Genomic DNA, 24,390 nt, shown 5'->3' on the forward strand with positions numbered 1-24,390 from the left:
ATGCCGATGGCCGCGCCGGTCGGCGCCGGCGGGGTTCATCCGGCGATCAGCAGCGCGCGATCCGCCGCCGTGTCCAGCAAGTCCGCCTCCTCCTCCTCCTCGCAGGGCACGTCCCAGGCGCCGGACGTCGTGTCCAGCCCGAGCGCACGGCGCACCGGCGCGAAGCTGCGCCGGTGCTGCGGGCATGGGCCGTGGGCCTGCAGCGCCGCGAGATGCGCCGGCGTGCTGTAGCCCTTGTGCAGGTCGAAGCGGTAGTGCGGGTGCTGCTCGTGCAATTGCCGCATCAGCCGGTCGCGGGTCACCTTGGCGACGATCGAGGCGGCCATGATCGCGCGGTCGCGCGCGTCGCCGCCGACCAGCGCCTCGGCCGCGCAGGGCAGGCCCTTGGGGATGCGGTTGCCGTCGATGCGCGCGAACCGGGCGACGTGGGCCACGCCCTCGACCGCGCGGCGCATGCCGAGCATCGTCGCCTGGTAGATGTTGATGCGGTCGATCTCCTCGTTGTCGATCAGCACCACCGACCATGCCAGCGCGCGCTCGACGATGCGCGCATACAACTGCTCGCGGCGCTCGGCGGTGAGCTGCTTGGAGTCGTTCAAGCCGTTGATGCGCGGCCGCGCCGGATCGAACACCACTGCGGCGACCGCCACCGGCCCGGCCAGCGGGCCACGCCCGGCTTCGTCGACGCCGGCGTAGAGCCGGGAATCGGGAGTGGGGAACGGGGAATGGGATAAAAGCGGCTGCTGTGGCGACGGTGGCGGAACGAAGCGCTTCATGCCGTTGCTCCTGACCGTTCCCCATTCCCCGTTCCCGATTCCCGGCTCTCCAGCAGCTCCAGCACCGCATCGGCCGCACGCGCCGAGGCGTCCTGGCGTAGCAGCTGGTGCAGGCGCGCGTACTCGGGCTGCAGCGCGGCCACCGCCTGCGGATCGCGCAGCCAGTGCAGCAGCGCGGCGGCGAGGGCGTCCGGGGTGCAGGCGTCCTGCATCAGTTCCGGCGCCAGGTCGCGGCCGGCGAGGATGTTGGGCAGCGCGTAGCGGTCGACCTTCAGCAGGCCCAGCGCCTTGACGATGCGGTAGGTCAGCGGCGCGACCTTGTAGCCGACCACCATCGGCCGCTTTACCAGCATCGCCTCCAGCGTCGCGGTGCCGGACGCCAGCAGCACCACGTCGGCGGCGAGCAGGGCGGTGCGGGCCTGGCCGTCGAGCAGGTGCGAATACACCACCGGCAACGCCGAGCGCGACAGCTGCTCGGCCAGCAAGGCCTTGCACGCGGGATTGGCCGCCGGCACCACCACGTGCGCGCCGGGCGTGCGTTGCAGCACCTGCCAGGCGGCGGCGAAGAAGGTATCGCCGAGCCGGCCGATCTCGCCCAGGCGGCTGCCCGGCAGCACCGCCAGCACGGTCGCGCCGGCCGGCAGGCCGAGTTCGGCGCGCGCCGCCTCGCGATCGCCATGCAGCGCGATCGCGTCGGCCATCGGGTGGCCGACGAAGCGCGCATCCACGCCGTGTTTGGCGTAGATCGGCGGTTCCATCGGGAACAGGCACAGCACCCGGTCGGCGCTGGCGCCGATCTTGGCCGCACGCCGTTCGCGCCAGGCCCACACCGACGGGCTCACGTAATGCACGGTGCGGATGCCGCGCTGCTTGAGCCAGCGCTCCACGGCCAGGTTGAAGTCGGGCGCATCGATGCCGACGAACACGTCCGGGCGCCAGTCCAGCAGGCGCTGGCGCAGCTCGCGGCGCAGTTTCAGCAGCCGCGGCAGATGCCGCAGCACCTCCAGCAGCCCCATCACCGCCAGCTCGCTGGCATCGAACCAGGTCTGGCAGCCGGCGCCGCGCATCGCGTCGCCGCCGATGCCGGCGAATTCGGCGTCCGGATAGCGCGCGCGCAGCGCCTCGATCAGCCCGGCACCGAGCTGGTCGCCGGAGGCTTCGCCGGCGACCAGGGCGATGCGCAGCTTGGCTGCGCCGGGATTGGGGATTGGGGATTGGGGATTCGCAACAGCGGAAGCGGCGCTACCGGCGACGGCGATACCGCCCTTGCCAATCCCGAATCCCGAATCCCGGCTTCCCGCATTCATCGCAACAACGGCCGCTCGCTGGCTTCGATGAATTCCAGCATCGCGCGCACGTCCTCGCTGCTTTCGGCCAGCACCGCCAGCTGCTGCTTGGCCTCGGCCAGCGGCAGGCCGGCCACGTACAGCGCGCGGTAGGCGCGCTTGATCGCCGCCAGGCGTTCGGTATCGAAGCCGCGGCGCTTGAGGCCTTCGCTGTTGATGCCGCGCGGGCGGCCCAGCGAGTTGCCGCCGACCATGGTGAACGGCGGCACGTCGCCATTGATCAGCGCGCCCATGCCGAGGAAGGCGTGATCGCCGATGCGGCAGAACTGGTGCGCGCCGGCGAAGCCGCTGATGATCACATGATTTCCGACATGCACGTGGCCGGCGAGGGTGGTGTTGTTGGAGAACACGCAGTGGTCGCCGACCACGCAGTCGTGGGCGACGTGGGTGTAGGCCAGGAACCAGTTGTCGTTGCCGACGCGGGTGATGCCGCCGCCGTTGCCGGTGCCGCGGCTGACGGTAACGAACTCGCGGATCACGTTGCGGTCGCCGATCACCAGTTCGGTGCGTTCGCCGGCGAACTTCTTGTCCTGCGGATCGCCGCCCAGCGCGACATGGCCGACCAAATGGTTGTCGCGGCCGATCCGGGTCGGGCCGATGACGCTGCAGTGCGGGCCGATCACGCTGCCGTCGCCGATCTCGACGTCGGCGCCGATCAGGCTGAAGGCGCCGACACGCACGTTGGTCCCCAGCGTCGCCGACGGGTCGATCACCGCGGTGGGATGGATGAGAGGGGCGTTGTCGCTCATTGCAGGTCTCCTGCCTGGCTCATTCGCGGGTGCCGGCGCACAGCACCTCGGCGCAGGCGACGACCTTGCCGTCGACCTTCGCCTCGCCGTAGTACACCGCCATGTTGCGGATCACCCGCTTGATGTCCACGTGCAGTTCCAGCACGTCGCCGGGGACGACCTGGCTGCTGAAACGCGCCTTGTCCACCTTGACCATGTAGAACAGCTTGGACTGCGCGTCGCGGCCCAGCGCCAGCTGGGTCAGGATGCCGCCGGCCTGGGCCAGCGCCTCGATGATCAGCACGCCGGGCATGATCGGCTGGCCGGGAAAATGGCCCTGGAAGAACGGCTCGTTCACGCTGACATTCTTGTGCGCGACGATCCTGCGGTTCTCGAAATCGAGCGAGATCACCTTGTCCACCAGCAGGAACGGGTAGCGGTGGGGGATCAACGCCTGGATCTGCGTGATGTCCGGCAGGCAATGCGCATGGTGGTGGCTGTGGCTCATTCGTTCTCCTTGCGGACAGACAGGATGCGACGGGCCAGGGCATCGAGCTGCTTGAAGCGCGCGGCGTTCTTGCGCCACGTGCGGTTGTCGGTCAACGGGGTGCCGGAGGAATACTCGCCCGGCTCATGGATGGAATTGCGCACCACCGACTTGCCGGTGATCACCACCTTGTCGCAGATTTCCAGGTGGCCGACCACGCCGACCGCGCCGCCGAGCATGCAGTAGCGGCCGATCTTGGCGCTGCCGGCGATGCCGGTGCAGCCGGCGATCGCGCTGTGCGCGCCGATGTGAACGTTGTGCGCGATCTGCACCAGGTTGTCCAGGCGCACGTCTTCCTCGAGCGTGGTGTCTTCCAGCGCGCCACGATCGACGCAGGCGTTGGCGCCGATCTCGCAATCGTCGCCGATGCTCACGCCGCCGAGCTGCGGCACCTTGATCCAGTGGCCGGCGTCCATCGCCAGGCCGAAGCCGTCGGCGCCGAGTACCGCGCCCGGATGGATGCGCACGCGCTTGCCCAGGCGCACGCGGGTGACCAGGGTGACGCGGGCGATCAGTTCGCAGCCGTCGCCGACCTGGCAGTCGTCGCCGACCACGCAGCCCGGGCCGATCACGCAGCCGTCGCCGATCACGCTGCGCGCGCCGATGCTGACGAAGGCGCCGATGTGCGCGCTGGCGGCGATCTGCGCGCTGGGGTCGATGCTGGCACTGGGATGGATGCCGGGCGGCCGCGTGGGCGCCACGTCGAACAGCGCGGCGATCTTGGCGAACGCGACGTACGGGTCGCGCGCGATCAGCGCGGTGCCGCGCGCCGCTTCGGCATCGTCGGCGCGCAGCACCACCACCGCCGCGGCGCTGTCGGCGAGCTGCGCGCGATAGCGCGGATTGGCGAGGAAACTGAGCTGGCCGGGGCCGGCATGCGCCAGCGTGGCGACGCCATGCACGGCCACGGCGCCGTCGCCATGCACCTGCAGCCCGAAGCGCTCGGCGATCTCGTGTGCGGTATGGGAAGGAGTATTCACGCGGGGATTCTACCGTGTGCCACCGGCACGGTCATGCTGCGCTCGTCCAGTAGACAGTGCGGGCAGGATCGGCCAATGCGTATGGCCGCGCCCAACCAGTCGCGAACAGGCCCGTCGTTGGCCAGACCGCATTTGACCAACTGGAGAAAAGCCCCCTTTTGTAAACCTGATTAGCGTCGAATCTCAGCCGGAGCGCGCAGAGCGCGCTCCGGGATGGCATGAGTGGCCATGGAAGCCAAGCCGAGTTGGTCAAGGATCGCGGCCAAGTTGAAGCGCCGGTTGACCTGATATTGGTGCGCGCGCAGGTAGCGCAGACCGTATTTGCCGAAGGCGATGGCATGGTGGGTGCCGCCAAGGGCGGTCTTGAGATTCCCCAGGATCGTGTTGACCCATTTCAGAGCGGGCTGTTGTACCGATTTGCGCCCGGTGCCGGTCACGATCGGCTCATGGCTCATACCGGCCCAGGTGACGGCGGTGAAGGCGGTCAGCCCATCGCTGAGAACGTGGGTTCCCGGCGCCAGGGCTTGCTGGGCCCAGCGATGGACAGCATCGCGGCAGAAGCTGCCGACCCAGTCAAACCGGACGCATCCCGGCCGACCTTGTCGCGTCTCCACGGCGGCAATGAACGGGATCTTGTTGGTCCACTGTTCGGCACCGCTGCCGCGCGCGCGCTCCCCACCCAGATAGGCATCGTCGATCTGCACCCAGCCGGCCAACTGACGTTGGCCTTCCCGCTCAGCCATAGCCGCCATCAGCTTGTGCTTGATGCGCCAAGCCGTGCGGTAGCACACGTCCAGGTGGCGCATCAGCTCCAGGGCCGAAATCCCGTTCTTGGCCTGGCTCAGCAGATACATCGCCATCCACCACAGACGCAGCGGCAATTTGGTGTCGGCCAGCACGGTGCCCGCCGTCAGGCTGGTCTGGGCGCGGCACTGCCGGCATTGCCACAGCCGCTGGTGCCCGCGCTGGAACTGACTGGCCGCCCGCTGGCCACAGCGCGGACAGACGAAACCGTCAGGCCAGCGGTTGCGCAGCAGCGCGGACACGCACTGCTCCTCAGTGCCGTAATGCTGCAGGAACTGCGGTAAGGACATCCCCCGCTGGAACTGCACACGATTCATCGCCATGACTGCCTCTCCAAGAGAACCGGCAGCAAGGGTGCACCTGTCACGCATCAGCAGCTGAGATTCGACGCTAATCAGGTTTTGTAAAGGGGGGGCGCGCCGAAGGCGCGGGGATTAGGCGGGCCAAACCCCAGCCAGGTTTTCGCAACGCGAAAACCTGGGCCGCCAGGGCAACGCCCTGGCGGCGGGTGGGCAGTTCTTTAGAACTGCCCGCCAAAGGTGAACTGCAGACGCTCGATCTCGTCGTTGTCTTCCTTCTTCAGCGGAATCGCGTAGCTGATCGAGATCGGGCCGACCGGTGCGCGCCACAGCAACGCCACGCCGGTGGAGGCACGCAGTTCGTTGGTCTTGTAGTTGTCCACGCCGTTGAACACATTGCCGACGTCGACGAACGCGGAGACGCGCGCCGAGGGGCTGTCGAACAGCTTCGGGAAGTACAGTTCCGCCGAGCCCACGGTCTTGAACGAGCCACCCAGCGGCTGCCCGCGGCTGTACGAGGCGGTGGCTTCCGAACGCGGACCGAGCGTGTTGTCCTCGAAGCCGCGCACCGAGTTGGTGCCGCCGGCGTAGAAGTTCTCGTAGAACGGCAGGCCCGAGGCGGTGACGTGACGTATCAGGTTGGAGCCGTTGCAGGTCTGCTCCGTATAACCGGTGCTGGTGACGGTGCCGCAAATGTCGCGCGAGACGTCGCTGCCGTAGCTGTCGCCGTAGCCGAATTCGGCGCGGGTATTGAGCACGATCGCGGGGATGATCGGCCAGTACTTGGAGATCTGATAGTTCAGCTTCCAGTACTCGACGGTGGAACCGGGCAGGGTGGCTTCCAGGCCGATGCGCTGGTACATGCCGCGGGTCGGCATGAAGTAGTCGTTGCGGGTGTCGCGCGCCCAGCCCAGTTCGCTGCGCCAGGCGTGGAAGGTGCGCGTGCCCATCGCGTCGATGTAGTTGATGATCGCCTGCGGGGTGTAGCCGGCGTAGGTGGTGATCTGGTTGCTGTCGACGCCGAACATCACCGACACGGTGTCGTTCTCGGTGATCGGCACGCCGAAGATCACCTGCGCCGCGCCGTTCTTGCTGTTGTACTGCGCGGTGCCGAAGTCGGAGTAGTCCAGCTTGCGCCAGGACACGTTGTAGCCCAGCGACACGCCGTCGTCGGTGAAGAACGGGTTGGTGTAGGAGAACGCGTAGCGCTCCTGGTAGCTGCTGCGCGAGGCGTCCACCGAGACGCGGTTGCCGCCGCCCAGGAAGTTGTTCTGCGACAGCTGCACCGAGGTGGTCACGCCGTAGGTCTGCGAATAGCCCAGGCCGAAGGTGAAGCTGCCCGAGGTGGTTTCCTTGACGCTGTAGACCACGTCGACCTTGTCGTTGCTGCCCGGGACCGGCGGCGTTTCCACGTCCACCGATTCGAAGTAGCCCAGGCGCTGCAGGCGGATCTTGGAGCGGTCGATCGCGGCCTGCGAGTACCAGCTGTTCTCGAACTGGCGCATCTCGCGGCGCAGCACCTCGTCGGAGGTGCGGGTGTTGCCCTTGAACACGATGCGGCGGACCGACACGCGCGGGCCCGGCACCACCTGCAGGTTGATCGCGACGGTGCGCTTCTCGCGGTCGGTGGTGGGGATCGGGTTGACCTTGGCGAAGGCGTAGCCGATGTTGCTCAGGGTGTTGGTGATCGCGTCGGAGCTGAATTCCAGCAGCGCGCGCGAGAAGGTGTCGCCCGGCTTCGGGATCACCAGCTTCTCGACCTCTTCCTGCGGCAGCACGGTGTCGCCGGTGACCTTGATGTCGGAGATCTTGTACTGCTCGCCCTCGGTGATGCCGGCGGTCAGGTACATGTCGCGCTTGTCGGGGCTGATCGCCACCTGGGTGGAATCGACGCTGAAATCGACGTAGCCGCGGTCCAGGTACCAGGAGTTGAGCTTCTCCAGGTCGCCGGACAGCTTTTCCTTGGAGTACTGGTCGTCGCGGCGGTACCACGACAGCCAGTTGTGCTCGCGCGACTCCCAGTTCTCCAGGATGTCCTCGGTGGCGAACTTCTCGGTGCCGATCAGGTTGACGTGCTGGATCTTGGCGGCCTTGCCTTCCTTGATCGCGATCGCCACGTCGACCCGGTTGCGGTCCAGCGGGCTCACCGTCGGGGTGATCTCGACGTTGTACTTGCCGCGGTTGTTGTACTGGCGGGTCAGTTCCTGGGTCACGCGATCCAGGCTCAGCCGGTCGAAGGTGCCGCCCTCTGTCAGGCCGATGTCGGACAGGCCCTTGAGCAGCTCTTCGCTCTTGATGTCCTTGTTGCCGGTGACGGTCAGCTTGTTGATCGCCGGGCGTTCCTTGACCGTGACCACCAGGATGTTGCCCTGGCGATCGACCTGCACGTCCTCGAAGAAGCCGGTGCGGTACAGCGCGCGGATCGATTCGCCGACCTTGGCATCGTCGACCGTGTCGCCGCGTTCCACCGGAAGATAGGTGAACACGGTGCCGGAAGAGATGCGTTGCAGCCCATCGACGCGGATGTCGCTGGCGGTGAAGGGCTCCGTCGCCTGGGCCAGAGCCGGCAGGCTGAGGCTGGCGGCGAGGGCGAGGGCTAGCAGGCGGCGAGTGGGAAATCTCGTCATGTCACGTCCGGTAGAGGTCGATATCGTTGTTGCATGGGCGCCGGCGTAAGACGACGACAGCGGGGTCGAGTGGATCAGCATCGGGTTCATCGCAAGACCTGGCCGAAGATGTCGTTGTAGAACGCCAACCCCATCAGCCCGGCCAGCATCGTCAGACCGACGAACTGCCCCGCAGCCATGGCACGCTCGCTCAGCGGGCTGCCCTTGACCAACTCAATAAGGTAATACAGCAAGTGCCCGCCGTCCAAGATTGGAATCGGCAGCAGGTTCATGATCGCCAGGCTCAGCGACAGCAGCGCCAGGAAATACAGGAACCAGTCCGGCCCCTGCTGCGCCGAGACGTTGGCCACCTTGGCGATGGTGATCGGCCCGGACACGTTCTTGATCGAGGCCTGGCCGGTCAGCATGCGCCGGATCAGCCCCAGGGTATCGCCGGCCAGCTTGCCGGTTTCGCGGAGCGCGACCGGGATCGCCGCCAGCGGTCCGTACTGCAGCTTGGCGTCGAACGGCGGCGGCGGGCGGTCTTCCTGGCCGAGGCCCACGCCCAGCGACAGGCCCTTCAAGCGCGGGTCCTTGCTGGGGCTCAGATGCACCTCCAGCGCCAGCCGTTCGCCGTTGCGCTCGACTTCGACCAGGCCGCTGCCGCCGTTCCTGGCCAGTGCCTGGACCTGCGGCGCGACCTGGTCGGCGCCGGAAACCGAGGCGCCATCCACCGCCAGAATGAGATCGCCGGGGCGCAGCACGCCGTCGGCGGCCGAACCCGGGGTGATCTTGGAGACGACCGCCGGCTGCAGGCTGAAACGCCAGGTCAGGCCGGCCAGGCGCGGCACCTGCTGTTCGTCGAAGCCGGCAGGCAGCTGCGACAGGCGCAGCGTATGCACGCGGCTGGCGCCGTCGCGGGTGTCCTCGGTCTGGATGCGCACGTCCGCGGCGTCCATCGCCGCCACGGTCAGCTGCATGCTGGCATCGCTCCAGCTGGAGACCTCGCGCTTGCCGATGCGCACGATGCGCTCGCCCGGCTGCAGCCCGGCCTGCAGCGCCAGGCCTTCGGCGCGGCCGACCACCGCCGCGTAATCCTGCTTGCCGATCACGAACATCGCCCACAGCAGCGCCACGCACAGCACCAGGTTGGCGATCGGGCCGGCGGCGACGATGGCGATGCGCTGCCACACGCTCTTGGTGTTGAAGGCCTGCGCGCGCTCGGCCGGGGCGACCTCGCCCTCGCGTTCGTCGAGCATCTTCACGTAGCCGCCCAGCGGAATCGCGGCGATCGCGAACTCGGTGCCATGGCGGTCGTAATACGACCACAGCGGCTTGCCGAAACCCACCGAGAAGCGCAACACCTTGACCCCGCAGCGGCGGGCGACCCAGAAATGGCCGAACTCGTGGAAGGTCACCAGCACGCCCAGGCTGACGATCATCCACCAGACGGACCCGATGAAGTCACCCATGCGCGTGGCTCATAGGGGCGTGCGTGTCAGACATGGGCGGGCTGGCGGGCAATGGCGAGTTCGGTGATCTGGCGCGATTGCGCGTCCGCCGCCAGCAGCGCGTCCAGGGAGTCGGCCGCGCCCGCGGGCAGCACGGTCAGGGCGTTCTCGACCAGCGCAGGAATCGATAGGAAACCGATACGGCCCTGAAGAAAAGCTGAAACAGCCACTTCGTTGGCCGCATTCAGGATCGCCGGCGCGCTGCCGCCGGCCTGCATCGCGCGCCAGGCCAGATCCAGGCAGGGGAAGGCCTCCAGGTCCGCGGGCTCGAAGTCCAGGCGGCCATGCGCCAGCAGGTCCAGTCCGGCGACGCCGGATTCGATCCGCTGCGGCCAGCCCAGGCCCACCGCCAGGGTGGTGCGCATGTCCGGCAAACCCATCTGCGCCAAGGTGGAACCGTCGATGAACTCCACCAGCGAGTGCACCAGGCTCTGCGGGTGCACCAGCACCTCGATGCGCGCCGGCGGCAGCGCGAACAGGTGGTGCGCCTCGATCACTTCCAGGCCCTTGTTCATCAGGGTGGCCGAGTCGACCGAGATCTTCGGGCCCATCGACCATTTCGGATGCGCCACCGCCTGCGCCGGGGTCACACCCTGCAGCCGGCTGCGGTCCCAGCCGCGGAACGGGCCGCCGGAGGCGGTCAGCAGCACCCGCCGCACTTCGGCGCCGGTCTGGCGCGAGCGCAGGCACTGGAAGATCGCGCTGTGTTCGCTGTCGATCGGGATGATCTCGGCGCCGGCCGCGGCGGCCGCGGCGGTGACCAGCTCGCCGGCCAGCACCAGCGATTCCTTGTTGGCCAGCAGCAGGCGCTTGCCGGCGCGGGCCGCGGCCAGGGTCGAGGCCAGGCCGGCGGCGCCGACGATGGCGGCGACCACGGTGTCGCAGGCGTCGCTGGCCACCAGGTGCTCCAGCGCGGCGGAGCCGGCATGCGCCTGGGTGCGCAGCCCGGCATCGCGTAGCCCGTCGCGCAGCGCCGGGTACAGGGCCGGGTCGGCGATCACCGCGTGCGCCGGCCGGTGCGCGGCGCACAGCGACAGCAGCCCGGCGACGTTGCTGCCAGCGGCCAGCACGCTGGCGCGCAGCCGCTGCGGGTGGCGCGCGATCACGTCCAGCGCGGAGGCGCCGATCGAGCCGGTGGCGCCGAGCACGGCGATATGGCGGACGGCGTCGGACATGTTCAGAACCCGAAGATGTCCTTGCCCAGCGCGAAGATCGGCAGCGCCGCCAGCACGCCGTCGACGCGGTCCAGCACGCCGCCGTGGCCGGGGATCACGTTGCCCGAGTCCTTGGCGCCGACGTGGCGCTTGAGCAGGCTCTCGAACAGGTCGCCGACCACCGAGGCCAGCACGCTGACCGCGGCCACGATCAGCAGGCCGGGCAGTTGCGGCACGGTGACCCCGGCCAGCCAGCCGAAGCCGGCGGCGCAGATCAGGCCGGCCAGCAGCCCGCCGATCAGGCCTTCGACGGTCTTGTTCGGGCTGATCCGCGGCGCCAGCTTGTGCTTGCCGAACTGGCGCCCGGCGAAATAGGCGCCCGAATCGGCGGCCCACACCGTGACCAGCGCGGTCAGCAGCCAGCGGTGCCCGTTCGGCTCGCTGGCATGGATCAGGCCCAGTGCGGCCCAGGCCGGCACGATCGCCAGGGTGCCGGCGGCGAGCTTGAACACCCGTGCGTAGGTGGCGTGGTCGGAACCGAACTGGAAGAAGCGCAGCCACAGCAGCGCCACGCACCACCAGCCGACGCCGACCAGCGTGGTCAGCTGGAACAGCACCAGCGAGCCGGCCGAGGCCCACACCAGCAGCACCATCAGCAGCAGGTTCAGCACCAGCAGGATGGTGCGCGGCAAGGTGTCGTCGACCTCCGCCAACTTCAGCCATTCCCACAAACCGATCAGGAAGATCAGCGCGGCCAGGGCCGCCAGCCACTGCGTCGGCAGCAGCAGGATGGCGCAAATGGCCAGCGGGGCCATGATCAGCGCGGCGATGACGCGGGTACGGGTCATGCGGATGTGTTCTCCGTCGCCGGGGCGACTTGCGCGCTGGTCAGGCCGAAACGCCGCTCGCGGCTGGCGTAGTCGTCCAGGGCTTGTTGCAGCACCTCGGCGCCGAACTCGGGCCAGAGGGTCTCGGTGAACCACAGTTCGGTGTAGGCCAGCTGCCACAGCAGGAAATTGCTGATGCGCACGTCACCGCCGGTGCGGATGAACAGGTCCGGCGGCGGCAGGTCGGCCAGCGCCATGTGCGCCGACAGCAGGGTCTCATCGATCTGCTCGGGGCGCAGGCGTCCGGCCGCGACCTCTTCGGCCAGTGCGCGCGCGGCCTGGGCGATGTCCTGGCGGCCGCCGTAGCTGGCCGCGATCGACAGGTGCAGCGCCTGGTTGTGCTGGGTGCCGGCTTCGGCCTGGGCCATGCGCTCGCGCAGCGACGGCGCGAAGCGCGAGCGGTCGCCGATGAAGCGCACGCGCACGCCGCGCCGCTGCAGTTCCTCGACCTCGCGGTCCAGCGCGTGCAGGAACAGTTTCATCAGCGCGTCCACCTCTTCCTGCGGCCGGCCCCAGTTCTCGCTGGAGAAGGCGAACAGGGTCAGCGCGGGGATGCCGCGCTCCAGGCAGAAGTCGATGGTGCGGTTGACCGCGCGCGCGCCGGCGCGGTGGCCGATCACGCGCGGCCGGCGGCGGCGCTGCGCCCAGCGGCCGTTGCCATCCATGATGATGGCGAGGTGGCGGGGCAGGGACATGGGGTGGGGGTCGGAAGGCATGGCCGAAAGGCGCAGGCTCAGACCGCCATCAGTTCCTGTTCCTTGCTCTTGACCACCTCGTCGACATCCTTGATCGCCTTGTCGGTCAGCTTCTGGATGTCGTCCTCGGCGGCGCGGGCCTCGTCCTCGGTGACCTGCTTGTCCTTCAGCAGATCCTTGATCTGCTGGTTGGCGTCGCGGCGGATGTTGCGGATCGCGACCTTGCTGTCCTCGCCTTCGCTGTGCACGACCTTGGACAGCTCGCGGCGGCGCTCTTCGGTCAGCGCGGGCAGGTTGAGGCGGATGGTGGTGCCGGAGGTGTTCGGGGTCAGGCCCAGGTCCGAGGCCAGGATCGCCTTCTCGACCGCGCCGACCATCTGCTTTTCCCACGGGCTGATGGTCAGCGAGCGGGCGTCGGCCACGGCGACGCTGGCGACCTGGCTCAGCGGCATTTCCGAGCCGTAGTAATTGACCTTCAGGTGTTCGACCAGGGCGGTCGAGGCGCGGCCGGTACGCACCTTGATGAGCGTATGGCGCAGCGCATCGATGCTCTTGGCCATGCGGGTCTGTGCGTCTTGTTTGATTTCGTTGAGCATCGCCGGTGTCCGTGCTGAATCTGAATCGGACGATTATAGCCGGGAAGTGTGTGGGGCCGGGATTGGGGAGTCGGGATTGGGGATTCGCAAAAGCGAGTCTTCAGGTGCTCTGAGCCGCGGTGGCGCCACTGCAGCCGCGGTGCTGCGGTGCGCAACGCTCCTGCGAATCCCCAATCCCGACTCCCCAATCCCGGGAGGGGCGTCAGCCCCGACCCTTCACCAGCGTGCCGATCTCCGCGCCGTGCAGGATCTTCAGCAGTTCGCCGGGCTGGCCCATGTTGAAGATGCGCAGCGGCAGGTCGCTGTCGCGGGCCAGCGCGAAGGCCGCGGTGTCCATCACTTCCAGGTTGCGCGCGATCACTTCGTCGTAGGTCAGGCTGTCGAAGCGCACCGCGTCGGCGTGCTTCTTCGGGTCCTTGTCGTACACGCCGTCGACCTTGGTCGCCTTCAGCAGCAGGTCGGCGCCGATCTCGATCGCGCGCAGCGCCGCGCCGGAGTCGGTGGTGAAGAACGGGTTGCCGGTGCCGGCGGCGAAGATCGCGATGCGGCCCTTTTCCAGGTGGCGGATCGCGCGGCGGCGGATGAAGTCCTCGCACACGTCGTTGATCTTGATCGCGCTCATCACCCGCACCTTGGCGCCGAGCTTTTCCAGCGCGTCCTGCATCGCCAGCGCGTTGATGACGGTGGCCAGCATGCCCATGTGGTCGCCGGTGACCCGGTCCATGCCGCCGGCGGCCAGGCCGGCGCCGCGGAAGATGTTGCCGCCGCCGATCACCAGCGCCACTTCGGCGCCGGCCTGCTGCGCCTCGATCACTTCATGGGCGAGGCGATTGATGACCTTGGGGTCGATGCCGTAATCCCCATCCCCCATCAGCGCTTCGCCGGAAAGTTTCAACAGGATGCGGCGATAGGCGAGCTGGGACATGGTGACCTCGTTGGGGGGACGGGCAAACCACGCGATTCTAGCCGAAGCGCGGCGCGGAATCTGCCGCGCGCGCGCCTGCGTGCGGTGACCCGGTTCAGGCCAGGGTGTCGCGAAACGAGCGCGCGGTGACGCGATTGCGGCCGCCGTGCTTGGAGCTGTAGAGCATGTCGTCGGCCGCCTGCAGCAGCTCTTGTGCGGTGCCGAAGCGCTCGCGCCCGCCCTGGGTGGCGACGCCGGCGGAGAAGCTGATGTACAGCGGCCCGCTCTGCAGTTCGACCATCGGCCGCTGCGCGATGTCGAGCAGGATGCGCTGGATCACGCCCAGCGCGGCTTCCTCGCTGGTATTGGGCAACAGCACCAGGAACTCCTCGCCACCGAAGCGCGCCACGGTGTCGCTGCTGCGCAGCAGCGGTTGCAACGCCTGGGCGAACGCGCGCAGCACCTGATCGCCGATCAGGTGGCCGTGGGCGTCGTTGATCTTCTTGAAGTCGTCCAGGTCGATGAAGGCGATCGACAGCGGCCAGTCGTGGCGGCTGGCCAGGTCGAACTGCTGGTTGAGCAGGACGTCCAGCTGGTGCCGGTTGTACACGCCGGTCAGCGCGTCGCGGCTGGCCTGTTCGGCCAGGCGGCGCGCGCGGTGTTCCGATTCGTCGGCCTGGTGCCGGGCGAGGGTGGCTTCCTGGATCTGGCGCAGATTGCGCAGCACCATCAATTCGCGGGCATGGCTGATGATCGCGTCGATCCGCTCCGGCTGCGCGATGCGCACGTCGAAAATCGGGCCGATGACCGGCAGGGCCTCGGCCATGCCGGCGATCACTTCGTCGAAGCGGCGGCTGTCCAGTTGCAGCTCGCGATAGGCGCGCTCCATCGCCACGCCGCGCGCGGCGTCGACGTCGCTGCTCAGCCAGATGTCGGCGATGCTGCCGGACAGCAGCACGCATTTGCCGAAGGTGTCCGAGGCCTGTTCGCTGCCGGGGCTGTGGCCGATGCTGCGCTGCAGGTAGGCGGGCAGCTTCCACTTCTGCGCCAGCCAGGCGCCGACCTCGGCGTGGTCGCAGCCGAGCCGCTCGCGTTCCATGGCGACCAGGGTCTCGCTGCCGCTGCCGCCGGCTTCGCGCAACAGCGGCGCGTAGTCGTCGTGGCAGATGTGCAGCAGGGCCAGCGCGCCCATGTCCTGCAGCAGGCCGGCCAGCATCAGTTCCTCCTGCTTGCGCAGGCCCATGGCCTGGCCGAGCAGACGGCTGGCCAGCGCCGACAGCACGCTGCGCCGCCAGACCCGTTCCTGCAGGTCGCCGGCACCGGCGCCGTCGCGCAGGCTCTGCACCATCGAAAAGCCCAGCGCCAGGCTCAGCGCGGCGTTGAGCCCGAGCATGGTCAGCGCCTGGCCGAGGTTGTCGATGCGGCGCCGGCTGGCGTACAGCGGCGAATTGGCGATGCGCAGCATGCGCGCGCTCAATGCCATGTCCATCGCGATGGTGTCGGCGGTGGTGGCCAGATCGACGTCCGGATCCTGCGCCAGGTCGATGATGCGCAGCGCAATCCCGGGCGGCGAGGGCAGGTTTCGGGAGTGAGCCAGGATGGCTTCGAGTTCAGGGCGCATGCGGTTCCGCGGGAAGTGTGATCGGGACAGCGATGCGTCCCTGCGCGCAGAGCGTACCACCGGCAAAAAAAAAGCCGCGAAAAACGCGGCTTTTTTTCTCCGGACTGGCCGGATTCAGGCCAGGCCGGCCTGCTTCATCACTTCGGCGGCGTAGTCTTCCACCACCTTCTCGATGCCTTCGCCCACGGCCAGGCGCTGGAACCCGACCACGTCGGCGCCGGCGGCCTTCACCGCCTGCTCCACGGTCTGGTCGGTGTTCAGCACGTAGGGCTGGCCGTACAGGGTGACTTCGTTGACGATCTTGGCGATCTTGCCGCTGATGATCTTCTCCAGGATGTCGGCCGGCTTGGCCTTGTCCTTTTCCGACATCTTGGCCAGCTCGATTTCCTTTTCCTTGGCCACGAACTCGGCCGGGACGTCGGACGCCTTCACGTGCGGCGGGTTCATCGCCGCGATGTGCATGGCGATGCCGCGGGCCAGCTCGATGTCGCCGCCCTTGACCTCGACCAGCACGCCGATGCGGCCGCCGTGCACGTAGGCGGCGACGTTGTTGGCGCTGTCGATGCGCGCCAGGCGGCGCACCTGCACGTTCTCGCCGACCTTGGCGATGACCGCGGCGCGGGCTTCCTCGACGGTCTCGCCGCCGGGCAGCTTGGCGCTCTTCAGTGCCTCGGCGTCCGCGGCGCCGGAGTTCAGCGCGGCCTGGGCCACGGCTTCGGTGAAGGCCAGGAAGTTGTTGTCCTTGGCGACGAAGTCGGTCTCGGAGTTGATCTCGACCAGCACGGCCTTGCCGCCGTCCTGGGCCATCGCGATGCGGCCTTCGGCGGCGACGCGGTCGGCCTTCTTGTCGGCCTTGGCCAGGCCCGACTTGCGCAGCCACTCGGCGGCGTTGTCGATATGGCCGGCATTCTCGGTGAGCGCCTTCTTGCACTCCATCATGCCGGCGCCGGTGCGCTCGCGCAGTTCCTTGACCAGGGAAGCAGTGATTTCCACGGGATGACCTCACAAAAGGTGGGAAAAGGCCGGTTTGCGGCCGGCCGGGAATTCTGGAAAACGGGCGCTTGCGGCGCCCGCTGACCCGGGCGCGCAGCGCGCGCCGGGTGGCGACTGCGCATGCTCGCGCAATCGCATGGCGCGCCGGTTACTCGGCGGCGGGAGCGGCTTCTTCGGCCTTCTTGCCGTTCTTGCGCGGGCCGCGGCCCTTGTCGTCGCCGGCTTCGCTGAACTCTTCCTCGCGCACGCTGGCGGCGTTCGGCGCGGCGGCCTTGCCTTCCAGCACGGCGTCGGCGGCGGCGCGGGCGTACAGCTGCACGGCACGGATGGCGTCGTCGTTGCCCGGGATGGCGTAGTCCACCAGTTCCGGGTTGTAGTTGGTGTCGACCACCGCGATCACCGGGATGCCGAGCTTCTTGGCTTCCTTGATGGCGATGTCTTCATGGCCGATGTCGATGACGAACAGCGCGTCGGGCAGGCGGTTCATTTCCTTGATGCCGCCCAGCGAGGCCAGCAGCTTCTCGCGCTCGCGGCGCAGGGTCAGCACTTCGTGCTTGACCAGCTTGTCGAAGGTGCCGTCGGTTTCGGCCGATTCCAGCTCCTTCAGGCGCGCCACCGACTGCTTGACGGTGCGGAAGTTGGTCAGCGTGCCGCCCAGCCAGCGCTGGGTCATGAACGGCTGGCCGCAACGCTCGGCTTCTTCCCGCACCGAGTCGCGGGCGCTGCGCTTGGTGCCCAGGAACAGGATGGTGCCGCGCTTCTGCGCGACGCTGGAGATGAAGTTCATCGCATCGTTGAACAGCGGAACCGTCTTCTCGAGGTTGATGATGTGGATCTTGCCGCGCGCGCCGAAGATGTACGGCGCCATCTTGGGGTTCCAGTAGCGGGTCTGGTGGCCGAAGTGGACGCCGGCTTCCAGCATCTGACGCATGGTGACTTGGGGCATTGCAGTGACTCCTGATGGGGAACCGGCCGTGCGCGGGCAGGATAGGGTGAAGCCGCGCATGGACGTGCAGGCCGGTGAGGGCGTACACGACGATTCCGGGGTTGGGCCTCCCTGCAGCCTCCGTGACCGAACTCCTCGCGGAGCACCCCGGCACGGGCAATGGCGGCAGGTGTGTATTCGCCGGTGCGTCCGGCGTGGACGGTTCGCTGGCCCTGGCGGGCGCAACAAAGCCGCGGAACTATAACGGGCTGCGGCCCCAGGCGCAAATGCGCGGCGGCCGGGTCATTCGGCCAGCAGAGGCTGCAGCTCGGCCTGGCTGTCGAGCCGGGCGGCGAAGTGGCCGCCGCGCGCGGTTTCGAACTCGACCGGCAACGACCAGCGCTTCTGTTCCCCGGCCAGCACGTAGCCGGCCAGGTTGTGGAACAGGGTCAGCGCGCGCCCGTCGCTGCCGACGTAGCTCAGGTCGCTGAGCCGCGCGTGCCCCTTGCCGCGGTTGCGGATCTGCAGTTCGTAGCCGTGGACGCCGGCGACCAGGCTGGCGCTGAGCGCGGGAACCGGCGCCGCACCGGGCGGGGACAGGAAGACCGGGGTGGAATAGCGCAGCAACAGGCCCGGGTCGACGGCGCCAGCGTCCGCGTCCGGGCGTTCTTCCAGCACCAGGCGGTAGGCGATCTCGCTGTCGGTCGCCGCCGGCCCGGTGCGCACCACCCGCAGCAGCTGCCGCCCCTGCGCGGGGATGTCGATCAGCCGCGGGCTGACCTGGATGTCGTCGGTCGCCTGCAATTGCTCCATGCCGTCGGCCTGGCGCCAGCGGTACAACTTGGCCTGCGCCTGCCAGGGCCGGTCCTGGGTATTGTTCAACCAGATCTCGGCGGTCTGGGCGTCGGGCGGGAGTTGCACGATGGTCGGGCTGATGCGCACGCCGGCGGCCGCGGCCAGGCTCGGCAGCAACGCCAGCAGCAGGCCGGCGATCCAACCGCGACCGCGGTTGCCCACTTAGAACGCGACCGTGGTGTAGCGCGAATCCTGGCGCGGCAGGCCGTCGGCCAGGCTCAGGCTCAGCGCCAGCGCGCCGGCGTTGGGTGCGGTGGCACCGTCGATGTTGACCTGGTAGGGCAATGGGCGGCTGCAGGCCACCTGTGCGGCGGCTGCGCCGGGCTGGCGCCCGCCGGCGGTGTCGATCTCGCAGCTGCCCATCAGGCGGATGCCGACCCGGAACGCCGTGCTTTCGTTCGCGCCTGGATTTTGCGCCGCCGCGTCCGCACAGACGGCGCACAGGCCGGCGAGCAGCAGCGATTGCATGAACGGGCTGGCGGTCATGGTGGCATTCCCGGGAGGACACGACAGATAACGGCGCGCCATATCGCGACTTTACCGCGTCCGCGCCAGCGTTTAACTGTCAGTAGGTCACAGTCACCTTGACCACGTCGCTGTAGCTGCCCGGGGGCGGGGTCTGTGCGGCGGGCACCTGGCCGTACAGCGTCAACGACTGTGTGCTGCCGGTCCCGGTTCCGGTCTGGGTATCACTGTTCAGGGTGCTGCCCCAGCGCTGGCTGCGCGCCGCGTCGCGGTACAGCTCGTAGCGCAGGTATTGGCCCGCGGCATTGCGCATGCGCCGGATGTTGCCGCTGGCGTACTGGCCGTTGTCCAGGCTGACCTGCCAGGCGGTGCGCCGGCGGCAGTTCATGCTCAGCGCGGTGGTGTAGTTCAAGGCGCTGTCGACCAGGCCGGAGTGGCTGCCGAAGTCCAAGTCGGCGATGCTGGCGATGGTGCACAGCGTGGCTGCGTTGGCCGAACTCACGAATGGGAACTGCACCGCGGTGGCGCCGCCGGTGCCGCCGGTGGTGCAGGAGGCCGGCATGCTGGCCGGCGTGCCGATCAGCGGTTCGTCGTAGCGGTACTGCAAGTTGGTCTGCACCCCGCTGAAGCTGTTCTGGTACAGCCCCGTGGCGATGCCGCTCTGCAGCGGGACGCGTCCATAGATGGTGTAGCTGGCGCTGCCGCTGCCGCCGGTCACCAGCGATGAGTAGGTCAGGTCCATCTGCAACGGCGTGGAGGCGTTCAGCGTGCTGCCCCAGATCAGGCTGCGGGCGCTGTCGCGGTACAGCTGGAAGTTGAGACTGTCGTTGAGCGGGTTGAGCATGCGCCGCGGTGCGATGCCCAGGCCGCCGCCTTGTGCGCCCTCGCCGATGTTCAGACACATGCGCACGTAGATCGTACCCAGGATGCTGAGCGCACCGGTCTGGCAGGTGACCGTGATCTGCGCGCTGCTGTCGGTGGCGGCGCTGGCGGAGACGTTGCCGAAATCCAGTGCGGTGGTCACCGCCGTGCAGGTGGTGGTGGCCTCGGCCCGCTGCGTGGCCAGCGCAGCCAGCGCCAGCAGCAGGCCGAGCCATGCGCTGCGGGTCACGGCGCCGGCCCTGCGCTGCAGCGCAACGGCCCCAGGCGAGCCGGACGCCGTTGTGGCGTGTGGTCGATCGTGACCTTGCAGCTGCCTGTTGCCATGTCCACCTCCAGCGCGTTGCGGCCGAGTTTCAGCCCTTCCAGGTAGGCCTCGCCGTCGTAGCCGACCACTGCGGCGATGCCAGGGCCGCGCACCCGGCTGCCGACCGGCAGCGGCGCGTCCTGCGCATCGTGCAATTGCACCAGGACGCCGTCGCTGCTGCGGATCGGGAAATCCACCACCACGCCGGTGCGGTCGCGCGGCACCACGATCTGGTCGACCCGCTCCGGACGCATCTGCGGCGGCAGTCGCATCGGGTCGATCGACAGCTGATTGTGCTGCCAGCCCATCAGCGGCGTGACCAGCAGGAAGCCGCGTGCATCGGTGACCCCGATCGGGCGGTTCTCCAGCAGCACCGGCACGTCGGCGACGCCGCTGGTGGAGACCAGGGCGAAGGCCTGGTCGAGATCGCGGCTGGGGAACCAGCCGCCGCCGATCCAGGCCAGGCCGCCGGAGGCTTCGGCATAGCCATAGGTCTGGCCGCCGTAGCTGGCCAGTCCCGCGGCATAGCGTGCGGTGTCGCGCCGCCAGGTAGCCTCGGCCAGGCCGCCGGCGCTGTCCTGGCCGCCGCGCGCCTGCAGCCGCCAGCCGCTGCCGCCGTCGGCGGCGGCCGAGCGGCTGAGATCGGCCACCACGCTCATGCGCTCGCCGACCCGCTGCAGGGCGACGCTGGCCTGGCGCGCGCCGCCAAGCGCGATCGACCAGCCCAGGTACATGCTGCGATCGCTGGCCTGGTCCAGATTCTGGTTGACGCTCAGGTTCAGCGAGGACTGCCGCGGCAGCGCGCGCGTCCAGAACACGCTGGCATAGCGCACGTCGCCGCTGTCCGGATAGGCCAGGCGCACGTAGCTCATCGACACGGTGCCCACCTGTTCCCAGCTGAACCCGGCCAGCGCGCGTTCGCTGATCCGCGGCGGCGGCGCGCCGTACCGCGAGGCCACGTCGCGATAGCCGCGCTGCGCGCGCTGGGTGTCCACCGAGACGTTGAAGCGGCCGTTGTTCCAGCGGTAGCTGAGCGCGTACTGGCGGCCGCTCAGGCCGTTGTCCTGGCTGTGCGCCAGCGATGCGCCGATCACCCCGGCCCGCGGCAGCAGCCAGATGCCGCCGGCGCCGGCGTTGCGGATGCCGGCGCCGGCCTCGGCGTGGGCCTCGGCGGTGAAGCCGGCGCCGAGGCCGCGGCGCCAGCTGGCGCTGCCGACGGTGTCGCCGGCATAGGCGAAGGCATCGCTGCCATAGCCTTCGCGGACCCGGCCCAGTGCCAGCGACCAGTCGTCCAGGCCATCGGCGAGCAGGTCCTGGGTGGCATAGAACGGAAATTCGACCGAGCGGGTGCGGCCGTAGGCGTCGGTGATGACCAACTGCGCGTTGCCGGCGCCGTCCACGCCGGGCGCGGCGGACAGCTGGAACGGCCCGGCCGGCAACTCCGAGCCGTACTGGCGGATGCCGTTGACGTACAGGTCCACGCTCGAGGGCACCGTCACTTCGCCGAGGAATTCCGGCAGCGGCGTGGTCACCCGGTACGGCTGCAGGCCGAAGTCGCGACCCACGCGCACGCCGCCCAGGCGCAGCGTGCGGCTCCAGCTGGTACTGCTGCTGAGCGTGTCGCCGAGCACCACGCTGGTCATGCGGTCCGGCAGCGACCACTGCCACTGGGTGTCCAGGCGGATCGCCTGGCTGCGCCAGTCGCGCTGCGGTTCGCGGTAGAGGCGGGCGACGAAGGATTGACGGAACATGCCCTGGCCGAGCAGGCCGTCACCCAGGCCGAAGGCGCGCACTTCGCCGCTGGCGGTGAGGTTGCTGGCGCTGCCCTGGCGGCTGGCGTACACGTCGTAGTCGAGCAGGGCGCCGGGCGAACTGGTCGCCGGCAGCGCCGGGCCGCTGTCCTGCGCATCGATGCGGGTCAGTGGCACGTCGAGCAGCGCCACCGGCGCATCGATCGCCAGTTGCTGCAGGCCAGCGTCGTAGCGGTAACGCACCCCGTCCAGGTCTTCCAGGGCGATCGCCGTGGCGTCGTCGGCGTCGATGCGCAGGCCCAGCTGACGCAGCGTGGCCGCATCGGCGAGCATGCGCGTGCCGTCGTGCTGGAAGCGGAACAGTCCGGGCTTGCGGGTTTCGTTCAGGGTGACCTCCAGGTACAGCGTTTCCTGGTCCGGGGCCTGGCCGCCCTGCTGGGCGGCGGCGAGCTGCGCGGCGCTTGCCCACAGCGCCAACAGCAGCTCAAGGAGCCTGTGCTTCCAGCGCAAGCGATTGAGCAAGGGGCTCACCGTTGATCGTGGCCTTGAACGTGCCTTCGGCACGCGCGAGTTCGGGAGGAAGCGGCCAGCGTTTGTGTTGGCCCGGCAGCACGTAGCCGGCCAGGCCGTCGGCGATCGCGGCACGGGTGCCGTCGCTGGCGACGAAGTGCAGGTCCACCAGTTGCGCGTGCTGGCTGCCCCGGTTGACGACTTCCAGCGCCGGTGCGGCAGCGTCGCGGATCAGCCGTGCCTGCAACGCGGGAGCCGCGGCGGCCGTGGGCTTGACGAAAATGGGCACCGAGTAGCGCAGCACGAACTGCAGGCCGGACGCGTTGGCCGTGGCATCCGCCGCCGGCAGTTCGTCGACCAGGACCCGATAGGTGTCCTCGGTGGTGCTGGGCGCATCGTCCAGGCGGATGATGCGCACCAGTTGCCGCGAGTGCGGCGCCAGTTCCAGCATCGGCGGGCTGATCGCGATCTTGTCGCTGGGGTCGAGCAGATCCTCGCCGCCCTGCTGGCGCCAGCGGAACACCCGCACCTGCGCCTGCAGCGGCGTGTCGCCGCTGTTGCTCAGCCACAGGCCCTGCGCCGACTGTTCCGCGGTCAACTGCACCGAGGTCGGTGCGACCTGCAGGCTGGCGCCCTGGGCCGCCAGGATCGCCGCCAGCCACAGCGCGGCGGCGATCGGCAAACGAAACGCGAGAGGACGGCGCAAGGGCATGGGAACGCTCCGGTTACCAGGTCACGGTGGCGGTGACGACGTCGCTGTACGAACCGGCAGGGTAATTGGTGCTGGCGACCTGGCCGTAGACGACGAGCGGTTGCACCGCACCATTGCCGGTGCCGGCCTGGGTGTCGCTGCCGATGGTCGAACCCCAGTTCTGGGTACGCGCCGAGTTGCGGTACAGGGCATATGGCACGCGTGCGGTGTTGCCGGCATCGGCACTGCCCATGGTGCGCGAGGTCACCGTCGCGCCGGAACCGCTGCCGGCGTTGAGCGCGATGTTGTACGGCGTGCCCGAGGTGCAGCGCACGTTCAAGGTGCCGGTGCTGTTGATCGAGGTCTGGGTCGAGTTGACGCTGCCGAAATCGACGTCGGTCGGGGCGGTCTGGATGTCGCAGACGCTGGTGATCTGGATCTTGACGTTGAAGGTGCGCGAATCGGTCTGCGCGGACGCCGCGCCGGTTCCGGCGGCCAGAAACGCGATGATGGCGAGTGCGCGATGGAGTGCTTGCATGAGGAAAGGCTCTTCGGAATGACGGAGTCCGTCGGTGCCTACGCCGATGCAAAGTGTGGGCCATCTCTCACTTTTTTGGATGCATATCCAGTTTTGACAAGGAATGCGTATCCCCGTTTTTCTGGGTCACTTTTGTGAAAAAGACGGCCCACGGGCAGGCGACAGAAAATCGGCAGCACGCACGGACGCGTTCAGGAAAGCCCCGAATGAGCGATAATGGCGGGTATGACCGTCAATCTGAAAACCCCCCAGGACATCGAGAAGATGCGCATCGCCGGCCGCCTGGCCGCCGAGGTGCTGGACATCATCGGGCCGCATGTGAAGCCCGGCGTGACCACCGCCGAGCTGGACCGCATCTGCCATGACCACATCGTCAACGTGCAGCAGGCGGTGCCGGCCAACGTCGGCTACCGCGGCTACCCGAAGACGGTGTGCAGCTCGGTGAACAACGTGATCTGCCACGGCATTCCCAGCGACAGCAAGGTCCTGAAGGACGGCGACATCGTCAATATCGACGTCACCGTGATCAAGGACGGCTGGCATGGCGACACCAGCCGCATGTACTACGTCGGCGCCCCGTCGGTGATGGCGCGGCGCCTGGTCGAGGCCACCTACGAGGCGATGTGGCGCGGCATCCGCGCGGTGCGGCCGGGCGCCACGCTCGGCGACGTCGGCCACGCGATCCAGCAGTACGCCGAAGGTCAGCGCTTCAGCGTGGTGCGCGAGTACTGCGGCCACGGCATCGGCAAGGTCTACCACGACGAGCCGCAGGTGCTGCATTACGGCCGTCCCGGCGAAGGCATGGTGCTGAAGCCGGGCATGACCTTCACCATCGAGCCGATGATCAACGAGGGCTCGCGCTACACCCGCGTGCTGCCGGATGGCTGGACCGTGGTGACCAAGGACCGCAAGCTGTCGGCGCAGTGGGAACACATGATCGCGGTCACCGAGGACGGCGTGGAAGTGCTGACCCTGTCGCCCGGCGGCCTCGGCGAGCCGTGAGCCTGCTGCCGGCCGGTAAC

At 68.6% G+C, this 24,390-nt stretch carries 23 protein-coding genes; 1 reads left to right on the forward strand and 22 read right to left on the reverse strand.

The annotated features are described in order from the left end of the window. Positions 1 to 35: 35 nt before the first annotated feature. From AB3X08_RS08155 to AB3X08_RS08260, 22 genes are all read right to left on the reverse strand, one after another. Positions 36 to 776, reverse strand: a complete 741-nt coding sequence (locus AB3X08_RS08155) for a ribonuclease HII (RefSeq protein WP_369937510.1) — start codon at positions 774 to 776, stop codon at positions 36 to 38. Then, the gene (lpxB, locus tag AB3X08_RS08160) at positions 773 to 2,083 is read right to left on the reverse strand and encodes a lipid-A-disaccharide synthase (protein ID WP_369937512.1); all 1,311 of its coding nucleotides are present in this window, start codon (positions 2,081 to 2,083) and stop codon (positions 773 to 775) included. Before lpxB ends, AB3X08_RS08155 begins: the two co-directional genes overlap by 4 nt. After that, positions 2,080 to 2,871 carry an acyl-ACP--UDP-N-acetylglucosamine O-acyltransferase gene (lpxA, locus tag AB3X08_RS08165; RefSeq protein WP_369937513.1) on the reverse strand — a complete coding sequence of 264 codons (792 nt, stop codon included), beginning with the start codon at positions 2,869 to 2,871 and terminating at the stop codon, positions 2,080 to 2,082. The genes lpxB and lpxA overlap by 4 nt, the downstream gene beginning before the upstream one ends. 19 nt (positions 2,872 to 2,890) lie before the next feature. After that, positions 2,891 to 3,358: a 3-hydroxyacyl-ACP dehydratase FabZ gene (fabZ, locus tag AB3X08_RS08170; protein ID WP_369937514.1), complete on the reverse strand. Its 468-nt coding sequence runs from the start codon at positions 3,356 to 3,358 to the stop codon at positions 2,891 to 2,893. After that, positions 3,355 to 4,377, reverse strand: coding sequence for a UDP-3-O-(3-hydroxymyristoyl)glucosamine N-acyltransferase (lpxD, locus tag AB3X08_RS08175; protein ID WP_369937516.1), 1,023 nt, complete (start codon positions 4,375 to 4,377; stop codon positions 3,355 to 3,357). Before lpxD ends, fabZ begins: the two co-directional genes overlap by 4 nt. A 170-nt stretch (positions 4,378 to 4,547) precedes the next feature. Then, entirely contained in the window at positions 4,548 to 5,504 is a 957-nt protein-coding gene (locus tag AB3X08_RS08180; RefSeq protein ID WP_369933329.1) for an IS1595 family transposase, read from the reverse strand. Positions 5,505 to 5,701: 197 nt separating this feature from the next. Continuing rightward, positions 5,702 to 8,107, reverse strand: coding sequence for an outer membrane protein assembly factor BamA (gene bamA, locus AB3X08_RS08185; protein WP_369937517.1), 2,406 nt, complete (start codon positions 8,105 to 8,107; stop codon positions 5,702 to 5,704). An 86-nt stretch (positions 8,108 to 8,193) separates the two neighbouring features. Continuing rightward, entirely contained in the window at positions 8,194 to 9,558 is a 1,365-nt protein-coding gene (rseP, locus tag AB3X08_RS08190) for an RIP metalloprotease RseP (protein ID WP_369937518.1), read from the reverse strand. Positions 9,559 to 9,584: 26 nt separating this feature from the next. After that, entirely contained in the window at positions 9,585 to 10,772 is a 1,188-nt protein-coding gene (gene dxr / locus AB3X08_RS08195; RefSeq protein ID WP_369937519.1) for a 1-deoxy-D-xylulose-5-phosphate reductoisomerase, read from the reverse strand. A gap of 2 nt (positions 10,773 to 10,774) precedes the next feature. After that, a complete protein-coding gene (locus AB3X08_RS08200) occupies positions 10,775 to 11,599 on the reverse strand; it encodes a phosphatidate cytidylyltransferase (RefSeq protein ID WP_369937521.1) in 825 nt (274 codons plus the stop codon). After that, complete coding sequence (gene uppS / locus AB3X08_RS08205; protein WP_369937522.1) at positions 11,596 to 12,333, reverse strand: polyprenyl diphosphate synthase; 738 nt, start codon at positions 12,331 to 12,333, stop codon at positions 11,596 to 11,598. Before uppS ends, AB3X08_RS08200 begins: the two co-directional genes overlap by 4 nt. Before the next feature lie 38 nt (positions 12,334 to 12,371). Further along, entirely contained in the window at positions 12,372 to 12,929 is a 558-nt protein-coding gene (frr, locus tag AB3X08_RS08210) for a ribosome recycling factor (RefSeq protein ID WP_369937523.1), read from the reverse strand. A gap of 202 nt (positions 12,930 to 13,131) precedes the next feature. Continuing rightward, on the reverse strand, positions 13,132 to 13,854 hold the full coding sequence (pyrH, locus tag AB3X08_RS08215) for a UMP kinase (RefSeq protein ID WP_145707606.1): 723 nt from the start codon (positions 13,852 to 13,854) through the stop codon (positions 13,132 to 13,134). Positions 13,855 to 13,948: 94 nt separating this feature from the next. Then, the gene (locus AB3X08_RS08220; RefSeq protein WP_369937524.1) at positions 13,949 to 15,454 is read right to left on the reverse strand and encodes an HDOD domain-containing protein; all 1,506 of its coding nucleotides are present in this window, start codon (positions 15,452 to 15,454) and stop codon (positions 13,949 to 13,951) included. Positions 15,455 to 15,568: 114 nt separating this feature from the next. Then, complete coding sequence (gene tsf, locus AB3X08_RS08225) at positions 15,569 to 16,447, reverse strand: translation elongation factor Ts (RefSeq protein ID WP_369937525.1); 879 nt, start codon at positions 16,445 to 16,447, stop codon at positions 15,569 to 15,571. Between the two features lie 148 nt (positions 16,448 to 16,595). Continuing rightward, complete coding sequence (gene rpsB, locus AB3X08_RS08230; RefSeq protein WP_184410471.1) at positions 16,596 to 17,393, reverse strand: 30S ribosomal protein S2; 798 nt, start codon at positions 17,391 to 17,393, stop codon at positions 16,596 to 16,598. 282 nt (positions 17,394 to 17,675) lie between these two features. Continuing rightward, positions 17,676 to 18,389: a molecular chaperone gene (locus AB3X08_RS08235; protein WP_369937526.1), complete on the reverse strand. Its 714-nt coding sequence runs from the start codon at positions 18,387 to 18,389 to the stop codon at positions 17,676 to 17,678. After that, positions 18,390 to 18,713 (reverse strand): hypothetical protein, encoded by a 324-nt coding sequence (locus tag AB3X08_RS08240; protein ID WP_369937527.1) that lies wholly within the window; start codon positions 18,711 to 18,713, stop codon positions 18,390 to 18,392. Between the two features lie 79 nt (positions 18,714 to 18,792). Continuing rightward, positions 18,793 to 19,803, reverse strand: a complete 1,011-nt coding sequence (locus AB3X08_RS08245; RefSeq protein ID WP_369937528.1) for a spore coat U domain-containing protein — start codon at positions 19,801 to 19,803, stop codon at positions 18,793 to 18,795. Next, on the reverse strand, positions 19,800 to 22,160 hold the full coding sequence (locus tag AB3X08_RS08250; RefSeq protein ID WP_369937529.1) for a fimbria/pilus outer membrane usher protein: 2,361 nt from the start codon (positions 22,158 to 22,160) through the stop codon (positions 19,800 to 19,802). The genes AB3X08_RS08245 and AB3X08_RS08250 overlap by 4 nt, the downstream gene beginning before the upstream one ends. Then, the gene (locus AB3X08_RS08255; protein WP_369937530.1) at positions 22,114 to 22,851 is read right to left on the reverse strand and encodes a molecular chaperone; all 738 of its coding nucleotides are present in this window, start codon (positions 22,849 to 22,851) and stop codon (positions 22,114 to 22,116) included. Before AB3X08_RS08255 ends, AB3X08_RS08250 begins: the two co-directional genes overlap by 47 nt. Positions 22,852 to 22,864: 13 nt before the next feature. Next, entirely contained in the window at positions 22,865 to 23,368 is a 504-nt protein-coding gene (locus tag AB3X08_RS08260) for a spore coat U domain-containing protein (protein ID WP_369937531.1), read from the reverse strand. 225 nt (positions 23,369 to 23,593) lie between these two features. Between AB3X08_RS08260 and map the strand changes: the two genes are divergently transcribed. Then, the gene (gene map / locus AB3X08_RS08265; protein WP_369937532.1) at positions 23,594 to 24,370 is read left to right on the forward strand and encodes a type I methionyl aminopeptidase; all 777 of its coding nucleotides are present in this window, start codon (positions 23,594 to 23,596) and stop codon (positions 24,368 to 24,370) included. Positions 24,371 to 24,390: the final 20 nt, after the last annotated feature.

The sequence above is a fragment of the Xanthomonas sp. DAR 34887 genome, from assembly GCF_041245805.1.
Taxonomy (GTDB): Bacteria; Pseudomonadota; Gammaproteobacteria; order Xanthomonadales; family Xanthomonadaceae; genus Xanthomonas_A; species Xanthomonas_A tesorieronis.

What these genes read in the sequence shown, in the direction of transcription:
- lpxA (WP_369937513.1), bottom strand. Translation starts at nt 2,871, where the DNA reads ATGAGCGACAACGCCCCTCTCATCCATCCCACCGCGGTGATCGACCCG.
- AB3X08_RS08255 (WP_369937530.1), bottom strand. Translation starts at nt 22,851, where the DNA reads ATGCCCTTGCGCCGTCCTCTCGCGTTTCGTTTGCCGATCGCCGCCGCG.
- AB3X08_RS08155 (WP_369937510.1), bottom strand. Translation starts at nt 776, where the DNA reads ATGAAGCGCTTCGTTCCGCCACCGTCGCCACAGCAGCCGCTTTTATCC.
- AB3X08_RS08240 (WP_369937527.1), bottom strand. Translation starts at nt 18,713, where the DNA reads ATGACCGCCAGCCCGTTCATGCAATCGCTGCTGCTCGCCGGCCTGTGC.
- fabZ (WP_369937514.1), bottom strand. Translation starts at nt 3,358, where the DNA reads ATGAGCCACAGCCACCACCATGCGCATTGCCTGCCGGACATCACGCAG.
- rpsB (WP_184410471.1), bottom strand. Translation starts at nt 17,393, where the DNA reads ATGCCCCAAGTCACCATGCGTCAGATGCTGGAAGCCGGCGTCCACTTC.
- rseP (WP_369937518.1), bottom strand. Translation starts at nt 9,558, where the DNA reads ATGGGTGACTTCATCGGGTCCGTCTGGTGGATGATCGTCAGCCTGGGC.
- bamA (WP_369937517.1), bottom strand. Translation starts at nt 8,107, where the DNA reads ATGACGAGATTTCCCACTCGCCGCCTGCTAGCCCTCGCCCTCGCCGCC.
- AB3X08_RS08260 (WP_369937531.1), bottom strand. Translation starts at nt 23,368, where the DNA reads ATGCAAGCACTCCATCGCGCACTCGCCATCATCGCGTTTCTGGCCGCC.
- AB3X08_RS08200 (WP_369937521.1), bottom strand. Translation starts at nt 11,599, where the DNA reads ATGACCCGTACCCGCGTCATCGCCGCGCTGATCATGGCCCCGCTGGCC.
- frr (WP_369937523.1), bottom strand. Translation starts at nt 12,929, where the DNA reads ATGCTCAACGAAATCAAACAAGACGCACAGACCCGCATGGCCAAGAGC.
- pyrH (WP_145707606.1), bottom strand. Translation starts at nt 13,854, where the DNA reads ATGTCCCAGCTCGCCTATCGCCGCATCCTGTTGAAACTTTCCGGCGAA.
- dxr (WP_369937519.1), bottom strand. Translation starts at nt 10,772, where the DNA reads ATGTCCGACGCCGTCCGCCATATCGCCGTGCTCGGCGCCACCGGCTCG.
- uppS (WP_369937522.1), bottom strand. Translation starts at nt 12,333, where the DNA reads ATGTCCCTGCCCCGCCACCTCGCCATCATCATGGATGGCAACGGCCGC.
- AB3X08_RS08180 (WP_369933329.1), bottom strand. Translation starts at nt 5,504, where the DNA reads ATGGCGATGAATCGTGTGCAGTTCCAGCGGGGGATGTCCTTACCGCAG.
- lpxB (WP_369937512.1), bottom strand. Translation starts at nt 2,083, where the DNA reads ATGAATGCGGGAAGCCGGGATTCGGGATTCGGGATTGGCAAGGGCGGT.
- AB3X08_RS08220 (WP_369937524.1), bottom strand. Translation starts at nt 15,454, where the DNA reads ATGCGCCCTGAACTCGAAGCCATCCTGGCTCACTCCCGAAACCTGCCC.
- map (WP_369937532.1), top strand. Translation starts at nt 23,594, where the DNA reads ATGACCGTCAATCTGAAAACCCCCCAGGACATCGAGAAGATGCGCATC.